Here is a 13,932-nt window from a genome sequence, read left to right as displayed (position 1 = left end):
GTTGATATCACTATTTTGATATGTGTATTATTCGTCGTTCGCGTTAGGTCTACCGATACTCATTATATGAAATACTGCACGATACGAGGTACATTTTCATGATCCATCGGCAGAGTAAACGCTAGGCCTTCGCAATCTGTCGGAAATCCGTATAAGCCAAAACGATTTCCTCTTGCGACGCTGACAATCGCCACGTAATCAGCTTGATCGTCTAAATCCTTTTCCAGTGGATCAAGAATGGGTAGGGTGTAACGGCCAAACTTCATGATGGCAATTTGCCGATGATGGCGTTGCACAAAACAGCTAAATATCGGATTGGGCACGCAGGCATATAATGCGAATTTGGGTATCTGTATGCCCACACCATGCCAATGAAATTCCAGCACATGTAAGCGGTCAGTCAAAGATGAAACAGAGTTTGGTAGCTGTACAGCACGCATAAAAACCTCCCAATGTTGAGTAAGCACATTACGTTTACTCTGTTAACACCTTAGGCAATTTTTAGTGAATTTTCTAGCAGTTTAGGTTTGCTTCCCGACTTTGAGCTTAAAAATTCAGATAATAATCTTTGCATATTGCTTTGTAGTGTTCTGAATACTGCTGATGCTGGGTATAAATAGTAAGGTTTTCGCTTAAAAGTGGTGCGTTTTGCGCACTAAAGGCTAATAAGCAGCGTAACGGGAGTGAGTCGGGCTTGGAGTAAACCATTAGCTGGGAACAAAGATGCAACTTTAACGTACTCGCATAGGTGATCAGTGATGCGCAACAATCTGTAGGTAGTACGCAATAAAACTTACCTGTATTGCTAAGTAATTGCGCTACGCAATCCAAGAGAGTTTGATGAGTTAAGTCAACCGTTTGTCTTGCTCTAATACGTTTTTTTTCTTCATTGGTATCTACAGGTAATGGGCTATTGAAATAGGGGGGGTTACTGATAATAAGGTCAAATTTACCCATGTTTTCAGTTTGAGTGAAGGTTTGTACTGAACACAATTCTGCGCGTATTCGGTTCGCCCAAGGGCTAGCTGCAAAGTTGTACTTGGCTTGGTTTATAGCATCGTTATCTATATCAATCGCGGTAATATGTGCGTTACCACTACTTTTTTGTGCGAGCATTATTGCCAACAAACCGCTGCCCGTACCAATGTCCAATATTCTTGTTGGATTTGACATCGCTACTTTATGTGGCAAAGAGACCCAACTGCCGAGCAAGATGCTGTCAGTACCGACTTTCATAGCGCAGTCTTGATGTTCAATAAAAAACTGCTTAAATTGAAATCCTTTGCGCTTCATTTATTCAAATACCTGTAAGTTAATCATATGCGAGGCTACCGTTTCGGCTGAAACGGGTTTGTACTTGGCAAGCCGACCAAATAATAAAGGTGCTACAAGTTGACCAAACCAAGCACCTACTTTCTCCCCATGGCGAGTCTGTGGACGCTCACCGAGCAGTAATGATGGGCGTACTGCACTGGGGTTTCTTAAGTTAGGCATAGCTAAAATGGCATTTTCAAGTTCGCCTTTTACCCGTAAGTAAAAGCTTTTACTTTTAGCGTTAGCGCCGACAGCTGATATCCACACAAAGCTTTTGGATTGTTGTGCTCTGGCTAATTGGGCGGCAATATGCACGTATTCAAAATCTACTTTTCTAAAAGCTGTCTTGGTTTTCGCTTGTTTGATAGTAGTGCCTAAACATACATAAATGTGTTCGGCTGTGAAGTATCCCCGGTAATCTTGTAACGTGTTAAAGTCGATAACAATGGGCTCTAATTTATGCTGTGGATCCACATAATCACTATTTTTAAGAGGCTTTCGGACGAGACATATGACTTTATTGTACCTTGGGTCACAGAGTAGCTGTGTCACTAAAGCTTTACCTACTAAGCCTGTTGCGCCCAATACCAAGGCACTATTTATGCTTTTCATATTTTACCTATTCTGATCAAGTCTTTACAATGCGCAGCTTATGGTTAAAGGATACTAATATTAATGAAAAACTTCATTTGGATCTTGTTATGTTCACTGGCGGTACCGGTAATGGCAACTGAAAATCTTACGATAGAACGCATTTTTGAATCTCCAGCTTTAGAAGGCAGTTCACCCAACAGCGTTAAAGTCTCACCTGACGGCAAGCGCGTGACCTTTTTACAAGGGAAAAGCACTGATTATGAACGCTACGATTTATGGGAGTACAACATATCTACAGGGAAAACCCAGATGTTGTTCAACTCCGATGATTTACACAGCGGTCCTGAATCTTTATCCGATGAAGAAAAAGCCCGTCGCGAGCGTATGCGCTTAAGTGGCTCAGGTATAGTCAATTATTTTTGGTCAGATGATGGCACTGCATTGTTGTTCCCGCTGGCCGGTGACGCTTACTACTTCCGATTAGGTGATGAAAAAGCACAAAAAATATTGGATACCGACGCTTTCGAGACGGATATTCGCTTCTCACCTAAAGCTAATTTCATTTCTTATGTACGCGAGCAAAATCTATATATCAAAGATATCAGTACCCTAACTGAAACCCAGCTTACCTTTGATGGCGAAGGGACGATTAAGAACGCCATGGCTGAATTTGTAGCCCAAGAAGAAATGGGCCGTATGACGGGTTATTGGTGGTCTGCGGATGAAAGCAAAATTGCGTTTACCCAGGTAGATGAGTCCCCAGTTGAGGAAATTACCCGCAGCGAGATTTACGCGGATTCTATTAAAATGATTAATCAGCGCTATCCCAGCGCGGGAACACCGAATGTTAAGGTTAAATTGGCGATTAAAGACATTGCCAGTGGTGACACCCAATGGGTTGATTTAGGTGAAGAGCAAGATATTTATCTGGCCCGTGTTAATTGGATGAAAGACAATCATACGCTGACTTACCAATGGGAAAGCCGCAATCAGCAGCATTTAGAACTGCGAGCCTACGACACCCAAAGTAACAAGCAAAACGTATTGTTAACCGAAGCAAGCAATACTTGGGTTAATTTGAATGACGATTTGCATTTCTTGAACGACCAGAAACATTTTATTTGGGCATCGGAAAAAAGTGGCTTTAAGCATCTTTACCTCTATAAAAATGATGGCGCTTTGGTTCGACAACTGACTCAAGGCGATTGGGTGGTAGATGAAATTGAAGCCATTGATGAAAAAAAGGGCCTCGTGTATTTTACCGGCCGTGCTGATACCCCCCTAGAGAAACATATATATTCTGTATCGATTGCTGGTGGTGACATTCTTAAGATTAGTCAAAACAGCGGCACGCATGCACCTAGTTTTAGCGACGATGCGTCAGTCTATGTAGATAAGTTCTCTACCACGAATACACCTTGGCAGGTAAGCTTGCATCAAGCAGATGGTAAGCATTTGGCTTGGTTAAGTGAAAATTCGATCAAAGCGGGACACCCGTTAGCCGATTTACAACAGGATTGGATAGAGCCGACACTCGATAGTTTTATGACTGAAGATGGCGTTGAGCTTTACTATCGATTGTACAAACCGAAAAAAATTCAAGGCAAACACCCTGTTATTGTTTACGTATACGGTGGCCCTCATGCCCAAGTTGTAACAAATAGCTGGGGCGGAAATCGTGGCTTGCTGATGCAATATTGGGCCAAGCTAGGTTATGTGGTGTTTTCTGTAGATAATCGAGGCTCTAACTATCGGGGTAAGGGATTCGAAGACCCATTGTACAAAAAAATGGGCAGCACTGAAGTTGAAGACCAAATTGCGGGTGTGAAATTTTTGCGCAAACTACCCTATGTAGATGCACAACGCATTGGTATTTATGGTCATAGCTATGGCGGTTATATGTCGTTGATGAGTATGTTTAAAGCAGGTGAATATTTTCAAGCAGGTGTTGCAGGTGCGCCTGTCACTGATTGGTCGTTGTATGACACGCACTACACAGAACGCTATATGGGTAATCCTCAGCAAGATGAAGATGCTTACATAGGATCGTCTGTTTTTCCTTATGCTAAAAATCTGACAGGTGATTTAATGATTTATCATGGCATGGCTGATGACAACGTATTGTTTACGAATAGCACTAAGTTATATAAACACCTACAAGACTTAGCCATTCCATTTGAGAGCATGGATTATCCAGGTAAAAAGCACAGTATTCGTGGTAAGCAAACAGGTATTCATTTGTACCATACGATTACTAATTTCTTTAATCGTCACTTCGATATGAAGTAGTTAAGTGAAACGTGAATTGCCAAAAGGCGACTGATTAGTCGCCTTTTTTAATGAACACGTTGATTTATAAATCAAGCAAACATGTGAGTAGCAAGTGTTTGCTGAATACCGACTACGGTATCCTTTTTAAGTTCTTTTTCGATGGGCTGATCTATCCCTGATACCCAAATTTTAAGCTCTGCATCTAAATCGAAATGCCCAGCCGTTTCGATTTTAAACTGGGTGATGGCTCGATAGGGTATTGAGTGGTAATCCACTTTTCTGCCGGTTAAGCCTTGTTTATCGATAAGTAGTAAGCGCTTATTAGTAAATACATACATGTCGCGAACGACTTTAAACACTTGCTGAATTTCTTCGGTTGCGCCAATGATAGGGGCAAGTTCTTCGCTCACTTCACTGACATCAATTTCTGACGCGTTGCCCATAATGGCATCAAGTAATCCCATAACACTCTCCTTTTAAATTTGACTTAGTAGAACTGATTTTAAGCAAAAAGAGAACTGATAACACGTCTTTGCCCGTGCTAGAGTAATTATTCGCATAACTGTTGGCGACATTATTTGTGGAATGATTAAGGAGCTTTACTTCGATGCACAGTGTGACTTTTGCCGATATCAACGCGGCTAGACTACGTATTTCAAACTATATTCGAACGTCAGATGTAATTACCTCTTCGTTGCTGAATAAATGGTTGGGGCATGAGGTTTTCTTTAAAACAGAATGTTTACAGCGTACAGGTGCGTTTAAATTACGTGGCGCGTTAAACACGCTATTGCGCGCTAAAGAACAAGGAATGCAGATTAAGCGCGTGGTCGCGAGCAGTTCTGGCAATCATGCACAGGCCGTGGCCTACGCTGCATCGTTGTTTAATATTCCCACTACCATCTATAGCGCGCAAAATATTTCGAAGATTAAAGCCGCTGCCACGCACTCTTACGGTGCTGAGCTGCGTTTATTTCCTTTACGTGAAGAAGCGGATGACGCTGTGGCCCAAGCAGCAAAAGAGCCAGGTGCATTGTGGATCCCGCCTTTCAATCACCCAGATGTGATTGCGGGGCAGGGCACGGTAACGGCAGAAATTCTTGAACAAACCCCTGAGGTGAACGGAATATTTATGCCCTGTGGTGGTGGCGGTTTAGCCTCGGGCAGTCTGTTAGCAGCTAGAGCGTTAAGCCCCAACACTAAGGTGATTGCTTGCGAGCCATTGGCGGGTAATGATGCTGCGCAATCCTTGCGTTTGGGCAGTATTCAACGTTTGGTAGAACCTGCGAAAACATTGGCTGATGGCGCGGCAACGCCCGCTGTCGGCGAGTATACGTACCCGCTTATTCAGAAATTAGACGGCTTTTATGAGGTAGATGAAACTCAAATTGCCTACTGGACTCAATGGCTACAGCATTTATTGAAACTACATATTGAACCCACAAGTGCTATGAGTATGCACGGGGTGGTGAATTACCTCGCAAACTGCAGTAGCCCACAGCGGGTGGTAGTGATTTTGTCTGGAGGGAATATCGACACGCAAAAGATGCAGCAAATTTGGCAGCAAGACCATCTGAACAATCAGCCAAGCTTACCAAGCGAGTCTTTGGCCTCAGTGATTTAACGTTTTCTGGCATCACCTCATAAATAAGCCCCAATGACTGAGTCGTTGGGGCTTATTGTTTATCCGTTATTAAAGCGGAATGTAAGACTGCTAGTCGCGCCAACGTTTGGTCAGATCTTCGTATGCGTCGATGCGGCGATCACGAAAATACGGCCAAATACGTTTAACTTGCTCAGTGCGCTCTAAATCCAATTCTACCATAAGGTTTTGTTCGCTATCGGCGTCGGCCTGAGCCAATATTTCACCTTGCGGTCCTGCTATAAAGCTTTGCCCCCAAAATTGAATGCCGTTGTCGCCTTCAACGGGCGAGGCTTCAAACCCTGTGCGATTTGCCACAATGACTGGCACTGAGTTTGCCACTGCGTGAGAGCGCTGAATGGTCTGCCAGGCTCCAAATTGACGCTGTTGCTCATCATCGGTATCGGCAGGGTCCCAACCTATCGCAGTCGGATAAAACAGCATGTCTGCACCGCGCATGGCCATTAAGCGTGCGGCTTCTGGATACCATTGATCCCAACACACCAGAACGCCAAGCTTACCTACGCTGGTTTGGATAGGCTCAAAGCCCATATCACCAGGAGTGAAATAAAACTTCTCGTAGAAGCCGGGGTCATCAGGGATATGCATCTTGCGATACTTTCCTACCATGCCTAATTGGCGATCAAACACCACGGCGGTGTTGTGATACAAACCTGAACCACGTTTTTCAAACAAAGACGTGATTAATACGATGTCTAACTTAGCAGCTAGCTCGGCAAAGTAATCCGTGGCTGGGCCAGGAATAGGCTCAGCTAAGTCAAAAAAGTCAGTATTTTCTTGCTGGCAGAAGTACAAGGTGCTGTGCAATTCTTGCAGCATTACTAACTCGCAGCCTTGTTCTGCTAGTTTGGTGACTTGCTCAGCGCTGCGTTGCCAACTTAATTGCTTGTCATTATTGGCAACCGCTTGTTGAACAACCCCTACTTTTAGGGTTTTAGCGGTTTTGGGTGTACGGCTCATAACTCACTGACTCCTGTTGCTAATTTTTTGCTAATGTCGAATGTCAATGTGCTCACCGGAACTTGCATACTAATACAGTGCAGGCTACCGAACTGCTGGACCAAGGGTAAGCAGTTGATTGGCACGATAGTGTGCGCAGGGTAAGCTTTGGCCATGACTTCCATGGCGAGGCTATCTTCTGGCTGCTGATATATAGGACATAAGATCTGTTTATTATTTATCAAGTAGTTGGCATAAGACGCTGGCAAACGTTCGTCTTGAGCATTTAGCACATGTGGCAGTGGTAATTCAAAAATCTTGTGATCAGGTAATGCCGCTCGGCACTCTGCCACAAGCGCTGCTAAGCCTTTATGATGAGCGTCATCTGGAACATTAAAGGCTGATTGCACCACTAAGCCATCATCAGGCGTAAAGCGCACTAGGGTATCAATGTGACCGTCAGTATCATCACCTTCTAAATGACCTTGCTGGAAAATGTTGACACTTTTTGCGCCCAAGGCGACCTTGAACACACCGCGATACTGAGACATAGTCATGTCGCCATTACGTTCAGGGTTCGATAAGCAAAACTCAGTAGACAACAACACGCCTGCGTCATTAATCTCCATTGCGCCACCTTCAGCCACAATATCAAAACTTTGCAACGGTAAACGGCATAAGTCTGCTAGCACGTTCTGGTTAATTTGGTTGTCTTTTCTGGCATCGAACTTATTGCCCCAGCCATTAAAGTTGAACTCCACTGGTTGCATGCCACCCGAACTGTGGCAGGTTAAAAAAGCGTAGTCTCGCACCCATGTGTCGTTGTAATCGGCGCGCACTAATAACACTCTATCTATAGGCTGGTTAAAGCCTTGGCTTAAAGACGTAAAGGTTGGAAGCTCTTCATCGCGAATAAGCAGTATCACCCCTGTACCGGCTTGGTTAAGGGTGGCAATGATCGTTAAATAGACCTGCCTCACATCTTGCAGCCAAGGTTGCCAATCAGTTTTTTGGTCTGGCCAAGCAAGAATAATGGCTTCTTGAGGCGCCCATTCAGGGAGTAGTCGCATAATATTTACCGTCACAAATTAAAGTTGCTCAATATTCGCGGAGTATAATGATAACCATCAGGCGGGTCTTGTGAATTTTTCCCGTTTGCCTGCTAATTTCTAAAATATTTTTATTCATAATGGCCAACATAAAGGAAAAATGGTCTGTCAAAAGTTGTAATAAAAAATACATAATTGGTAATTTAACAACATAATAACGTTTAAAAAGAACCGAAATGTTAATTTTTGAGCGTTTTTTAAGCTAAATCTGTTTTTTACTTGTTTTCACTTTCAGTTTTAAACAGATGTTTTTGGAATGAATAGGAATATTCACATTGATTATGGATATATATAAATAAAAAATACACTTATAAATCAATTGGTTGAAAATGTTACTTTAATGTAACTCCTTGTTTTACATCATTTTTACTACTTTAGAACAATAAAACCACAGACATGATCATCAAATTCATGGATATTTCAGTGGCAGGCAGAACCTGTAGTACACCTAATTAGCAAATCTATTTTGGAGCACACCATGAAAAAAGTACTTATATCTCTAATCGCATTGTCAGCTTTTAATGCAAGTGCTGGCATGGAATCTAGCAGCAAAGTTCGCTTCGCCGGTGATAGTGAATATTCAAGCTTCTGTAAAGCAGTAGTAAATGACGATCTTGGCATGCTTAAACGCAGCTTACGCGGTAAAGTGGGTTATGTTGCATCAAGCTCAAACGATGTTCTTCGTAAACTTGTATCTTCTGAAGGTATGAAGTGTAACGGTGTTGATTTAATTCAATTCTCTGAGCAACGTGAAGCATCACAAGTTAGCGCTTACTTAAAGACCAAAAATAATGCTTAAAAGGTATTACGATACCTCATTCAGCATAGGCAAATAGCCTGCCCAGCAGGCTATTTTAGCTTCCCTTTTCGCAGGTTAGCTAGCAGTTCTACTAGTGTGTAAAGCGCTAAGGCTCAACTCTTTTCGATTTAGACCTATTTGAATGTGATGTGGAATGCGAATTAGTATTACGCCGCGCGCTCGATTGAGATCGTTGTTGTTGTTTAGATGACGACATCCGTTCTACTTTTCTATTTGATTGCACCTGTTTATTGCGCACACTGTCCGATGTTGCTCTTCTCACTTTTTCCGTTTTAATCTCAGCCCGCTCATTTTTGCGAATTTTTTGTTCAGAACGCTGGGCTTTATGTATACGATTGTCTCTCTTTTGCTCTTTACCAGCAGTGATAGTCTTACTATGGGAAGACGTTTTGTGTTTTGTGTACACGTCATGTTTATTGTTCCCGTACGTCTTACTTTTGTATCCAGGAGCGCTGTTATCACTTTGCTGGTTCTTTAATCGTGATATTACCTGTTTGCGATGATTCAGGTTTTGCTGAGATTCATAATTTCGGCTAGTAATTGTACGCTGATGATTATTGGTATGACCTGAACGGTACTTTACTGAGCGTCTGTGGTGACTATTATGCTGCCAGCGCGGATATTCACGCACCTTGCTGTAGTTATATCTATGATTGGATCTGCGATAACGATAGTCGTGATTAATCACAACATAACTATTACTCCAACGGAATCCACCAAAAAAGAAACCACTGCTGATATGGAACCGCGGACTCCAATAAAAACCAGATTGATAAGCATAATGGCGAGGCGAACGCCAATAGATAGGCTGATTTACCGTCCACCACCAATCACCGTATACCACACGAGTATCGTAATAGGGTACGTATACGGTTTCGCGTTCTACGCTGTGAATAACGATTTTATCTTTTTCTTGTTCAATATTTTGGTATTGGTTGTCTTGTAAATTGCCTTTTACATATGCTCGGCTACGCAAAGTTTGCACGCTATCAAGCACTTGGGCTTCGTTTGTTAGAAAGGCATCTCCTAAGTTTTGCAGCCAATCTAAGTCTTTGCTCATTCGCTCAAGTAGTTCAGTAAAAGGTGTAAGGGCGATCACGCTCGGGTCCCAGTCTTGTTCTTCGGCTAGATCCAGGGCTTGCTGTTCTGATAAATTACGATGCTCTTGACGCCAGCGAGCAGCCTGAACGACCTCTAGTGGATAGGTTGCTGCAATTAATATGTGTGACAATAGAGAATCGGGATACAAAGCAATAGGGGCTAACATCTGGTCGAGTTTGGCTTGATGCAACTCAATGGTCGGTTTTTCTTGGGTTTCAGCGTTAGCAAATTGAGCTGTGATAGCGGTAAATAGGCTTATCATAGCAATATAAATAATGATGTACTTGGCGGTCTTAGCCATAGTGATACCTCAATTGGTCGTGCCTTTATTATTAATAATAAAGGTCAGTCGGTATGCTTAGTGTTGATGACTAAGGCTTAACCAAAACTGAATCGAGGTTAAATACTAATCGGCAGGAGAATTCTAAGTGTGGCGCAATGCGTGATTCACTATCCAGATTTGGCCGCTACATGAACGGCCGTCTGGGAAATGTTATTTAAGTAAGTGTGGGTCAAACTCGTGACCAAGTTTCTCTGTTTTGGTACGAATGTAGTTGCGGTTGTCGTCGGTAACACCATGATCAATAGGGGTGCGACTTACCACTTCTACACCCATTCCCTCTAGCGCAATACGCTTCTTGGGATTATTAGTCATCAAATTAACCCGTTGCACATTGAGTGTATCCAACATTATTTTACAGATATCGTACTCGCGCAAGTCAGCATCAAAACCTAGGTGTTCATTCGCCTCTACAGTATCTAAACCTTGATCTTGCAATTGATAGGCTCGAATTTTATTGAGCAAGCCAATACCACGGCCCTCTTGCCGCAAATAGAGCAATACACCACTACCGTGTTCAACTATATTTTGCATGGCCTTTTTAAGCTGCGCACCGCAGTCACAGCGAGTGCTAAAGAGCGCATCACCGGTTAAGCATTCAGAATGGATCCGAATAGGTACCACGTCACCGGCTTTCCATTGGCCGTAGGTCAGAGCGACATGTTCTTGTTGGATAGCGGTTTCAACGAAACCATGGATGGTGAATTGTCCCCAATGAGTGGGTAAAGAGGCTGAGCTGACAAATTCATACTTCTGATGTTGTTTCATATATTTACTTGCTGACTTGTAAAGTTTATTCAAAGAGCGTGTCACATTGGATGAAAATATGGGTACGGATTATTCAAATACAAGTGTGGTTTGTTGCTCTATTTCTGTTTAATAGTATTTATCTCATCTGCCATAGTACTTAATGATGCAGGCTTATTCACCCCGAACCCTTGGACAAAGTCGACACCAATCTTACCCAGTTCAACCATGATTTCTTTTGATTCAACGTATTCCGCTATCGTTTCTATTTGCATCGCATTGGCAATATCTTTTATTGAGTTGACCATCGCCATATCTACTGGATCGATTAGAATATTCTTGACAAAATCCCCATCAATTTTCACCTGATCAACTGGCAAGTTTTTTAAATAGTTGTAAGAGGAAAAGCCACTTCCAAAATCATCAAGCGCAAATGTGCAGCCTAAATCCTTAAAAGTATTAATGAATTCTACTGTTTCATCGAGTTTTAAAATTGCCATGCTTTCAGTAATTTCAAAGCAAATTTTATTATATGGGATTTGGTATTTTTCGAATGCGCTGAGAATAAAGAGCTTAAGGTCTTGATCTCCTAATGAATGACCGCTGAGATTAATATTACCTCGATGCAAATCTTTCATATGCTGGGGATTGTTACTTAGCCATGTAAAATAGTTATTGATGACCCAACGATCAATTTTTGGGCTTAGATTGTAACGTTCGGCGGCGGGTAAAAATTCGTTTGGTAGAATACGTTGATCATGTTCATCTACCAAGCGCAGCAGTATTTCATAATGATGACCCTTAGCTATAGTGGTCATTGGCATATAGGTTTGGCAATATAATTCGAAACCATTGTGACTAAGAGCATGCTGGATACGTGGTAACCACGTGAGCTGTGACTCATATTTTGCTATATGCTTGTCTGTAGTTGAATATGTGTGCAGACGATTTCGACCGAGTTTTTTGGCCATATAACAGGCAGAATCTGCCATGGTTAACAATTGCTCAGAACTTGAAACGGTGTTATTCCAAGGTACTTGTCCAATGCTGATACATAAATTTAAACGTCTCTCTTCCCAAGAAAAATGGAATTCTTGTATACTAATCAGTAACTTATTAGCCAGCATAAAGCTGTTTTGTGCGTTGCTACCAGTGAGTAATATACCAAATTCGTCGCCTCCAAGTCGTCCAATAATTCCGTTGCCGGTGACAATCTTTAACAGTAATTCAGAAAACTGCTTGAGTATGGCATCGCCTGCTTTGTGGCCATGAGTATCATTAATGGTTTTAAACTGATCAATATTGACGTGTAGTAAAGTAAGCTCATCTTGTTTCTGCGTGGCTACATTTATCGCCATATGTAGCCGTTTTTCGAATTCTTGACGTTGATAAAATCCTGTTAGCGTATCGTGACTGGCCATATATATCAGGCTTAAGTCTGCTGATTTCTGTCTGCTAATATCTAAAACAGCGCCGCAAATGACTTTCTCATCATTATCGAAATTCTGATTAAGGTGGGCTGAAACCGCTAACCATATATCTTGATCCTGACGCGTTTTTCCGCGTAATTCTTTACCTACTGTATATTGGTTTTTATGTAACTCACCTAAGAGTAATTCACGTTCGCCTGGTTCAGCATAAAGTTGCGACATTGAGTTAAGCAAATTTTGCATCTGGCCGGAGTCTTCATAACCAAATGTTTTTGCCAAAGCATTATTTCCACGTAAAAGCCGACCGTCTAAACTTGAAATGAAACGTCCTTCAGGCGCGTCTTCAAACATATCCACGAATTGTTGCAAAGCGCGAATATCGTCTTGTTGTTCGTTATGATGACGAAAGGCAACGACCTTTTCGTGTGCAGCTATGGCGACGGCAATTAGCACAATGCCCAATACGATAAGAGTGCTTAGGGCTAAAGAAAGTTGTTCGGGAAACGCACTCCAATTTAGATACAAACCTAGTTGCACAACGGTAGTGAGTGCGATGAGGCTCAGGCCTAAGGCAAAAACCCGATTACTAATTGTGTGATCTTTGTAGCGGTAGAATATGGCCAACACACCAATGGCAACAAGCGCTAGAATAGATGCCCCAGATACGATAAGGATTTGTTGATAACTATCAACAATAAACGCAGAGGCAGCACTTAACCAACCCATTGAATATAGAAAATAACGATAGTAAGTAGGCAAAGGGCGAAAAATAGTAAATGTTATTTTAGCTAAAGAAAATAATAACAACGCACCTAGCATCGTGCTTATTTTATCAATATAGGCATTAAATCCAGAAACATGACTAATCACGCCTTGGCTGTTTAAAAACAACAGTAGATATCCTGCACTTGCAACCGAAAACCAGAATCGTACTGGGCTACGTAATAAGGTGTACGTGACCAAAAAATACAGCACCATCATGGCAAGCGCACCGCTAAATAAAGCAAAAATTGTGCTATAACGCTGTTCTTTTATCAGTAATGCGGATTCAGAAAATAGCTGGAAAGAGAATACTAAGGGGCCTTCGTCGTGCACTTTTATGTATATATTTCGAGGTTGAGCGTAGGGCATATCGATAGGAACAACAAATAGCCTGTGACCGTAGGCACGGTTTTCTATTGGTCGTGATGTGCCTAATCGGTAAGAGTTAATAATGCGTTCGCGTTCATCAAGGACATAGATATCAAGCGCATCAATACGGGGATTATCGATACTGATAAAATAGGGTTGATGGGTATTGTCGCTTTGCAATGTTATTTTTCCCCAGAGGCTTTGATTTGCGCTAAGGGGTTGTGGCGAAAAGGCCGCTCGCCAAGTTTGTAGCTCTTGTATGTCAGATAACTGCACACGATTATCGGCGACTAACCATTGGCTTTTACTCAATAAGTCGGTGGTAGATGAAGCACTAGCGATTTTGACGACACCAGAAGTTAAAACAGCCTGTGCATGCACCCCCCTAGTTAACTGCATACAGACAAGCAGTAACAGGCAGAGCACCAAGTTTACGTGTTTTAAGTGGCGTATTTTCACTATCTAAGAAACCA

At 42.2% G+C, this 13,932-nt stretch carries 12 protein-coding genes; 3 read left to right on the top strand and 9 right to left on the bottom strand.

The features are described 5' to 3' along the window. Positions 1 to 62: 62 nt before the first annotated feature. The 3 genes from GQS54_RS18455 to GQS54_RS18445 all read right to left on the bottom strand — a co-directional run bounded on the left by GQS54_RS18455 (position 63) and on the right by GQS54_RS18445 (position 1,926). Positions 63 to 440, bottom strand: coding sequence for a hypothetical protein (locus GQS54_RS18455; RefSeq protein ID WP_166425400.1), 378 nt, complete (start codon positions 438 to 440; stop codon positions 63 to 65). A gap of 106 nt (positions 441 to 546) precedes the next feature. After that, positions 547 to 1,293 (bottom strand): methyltransferase, encoded by a 747-nt coding sequence (locus GQS54_RS18450; RefSeq protein WP_166425399.1) that lies wholly within the window; start codon positions 1,291 to 1,293, stop codon positions 547 to 549. Next, positions 1,294 to 1,926: an NAD(P)H-binding protein gene (locus GQS54_RS18445; protein ID WP_166425398.1), complete on the bottom strand. Its 633-nt coding sequence runs from the start codon at positions 1,924 to 1,926 to the stop codon at positions 1,294 to 1,296. A gap of 63 nt (positions 1,927 to 1,989) precedes the next feature. On the opposite strand from GQS54_RS18445, the gene GQS54_RS18440 reads away from it, so the two are divergent. Then, positions 1,990 to 4,197 carry a S9 family peptidase gene (locus GQS54_RS18440; protein ID WP_166425397.1) on the top strand — a complete coding sequence of 736 codons (2,208 nt, stop codon included), beginning with the start codon at positions 1,990 to 1,992 and terminating at the stop codon, positions 4,195 to 4,197. A gap of 71 nt (positions 4,198 to 4,268) precedes the next feature. Here GQS54_RS18440 and GQS54_RS18435 read toward each other — a convergent pair whose 3' ends face one another. Continuing rightward, positions 4,269 to 4,643 carry a PH domain-containing protein gene (locus tag GQS54_RS18435; protein ID WP_166425396.1) on the bottom strand — a complete coding sequence of 125 codons (375 nt, stop codon included), beginning with the start codon at positions 4,641 to 4,643 and terminating at the stop codon, positions 4,269 to 4,271. Positions 4,644 to 4,786: 143 nt separating this feature from the next. Between GQS54_RS18435 and GQS54_RS18430 the strand changes: the two genes are divergently transcribed. Then, positions 4,787 to 5,803: a serine/threonine dehydratase gene (locus GQS54_RS18430; protein WP_166425395.1), complete on the top strand. Its 1,017-nt coding sequence runs from the start codon at positions 4,787 to 4,789 to the stop codon at positions 5,801 to 5,803. 90 nt (positions 5,804 to 5,893) lie between these two features. On the opposite strand, the gene GQS54_RS18425 is transcribed toward GQS54_RS18430, so the two are convergent. Next, positions 5,894 to 6,802 carry a carbon-nitrogen hydrolase gene (locus GQS54_RS18425; protein ID WP_166425394.1) on the bottom strand — a complete coding sequence of 303 codons (909 nt, stop codon included), beginning with the start codon at positions 6,800 to 6,802 and terminating at the stop codon, positions 5,894 to 5,896. Beyond that, on the bottom strand, positions 6,799 to 7,851 hold the full coding sequence (locus GQS54_RS18420) for an agmatine deiminase family protein (RefSeq protein WP_166425393.1): 1,053 nt from the start codon (positions 7,849 to 7,851) through the stop codon (positions 6,799 to 6,801). The genes GQS54_RS18425 and GQS54_RS18420 overlap by 4 nt, the downstream gene beginning before the upstream one ends. 517 nt (positions 7,852 to 8,368) lie before the next feature. Here GQS54_RS18420 and GQS54_RS18415 point away from each other — a divergent pair. Next, a complete protein-coding gene (locus GQS54_RS18415) occupies positions 8,369 to 8,689 on the top strand; it encodes a DUF3718 domain-containing protein (RefSeq protein ID WP_166425392.1) in 321 nt (106 codons plus the stop codon). A gap of 106 nt (positions 8,690 to 8,795) precedes the next feature. On the opposite strand, the gene GQS54_RS18410 is transcribed toward GQS54_RS18415, so the two are convergent. The 3 genes from GQS54_RS18410 to GQS54_RS18400 form a co-directional block, all read right to left on the bottom strand. Continuing rightward, a complete protein-coding gene (locus GQS54_RS18410; protein ID WP_166425391.1) occupies positions 8,796 to 10,112 on the bottom strand; it encodes a DUF3300 domain-containing protein in 1,317 nt (438 codons plus the stop codon). A gap of 192 nt (positions 10,113 to 10,304) precedes the next feature. Continuing rightward, positions 10,305 to 10,919 (bottom strand): GTP cyclohydrolase II, encoded by a 615-nt coding sequence (gene ribA, locus GQS54_RS18405; protein ID WP_166425390.1) that lies wholly within the window; start codon positions 10,917 to 10,919, stop codon positions 10,305 to 10,307. A 98-nt stretch (positions 10,920 to 11,017) separates the two neighbouring features. Next, positions 11,018 to 13,858, bottom strand: a complete 2,841-nt coding sequence (locus GQS54_RS18400) for an EAL domain-containing protein (RefSeq protein WP_166425389.1) — start codon at positions 13,856 to 13,858, stop codon at positions 11,018 to 11,020. Positions 13,859 to 13,932 lie beyond the last annotated feature (74 nt).

This window comes from Paraglaciecola sp. 20A4, from assembly GCF_011378905.1.
Classification (GTDB): domain Bacteria; phylum Pseudomonadota; class Gammaproteobacteria; order Enterobacterales; family Alteromonadaceae; genus Paraglaciecola.
This window is presented reverse-complemented; position numbering and strand designations above follow the sequence as displayed.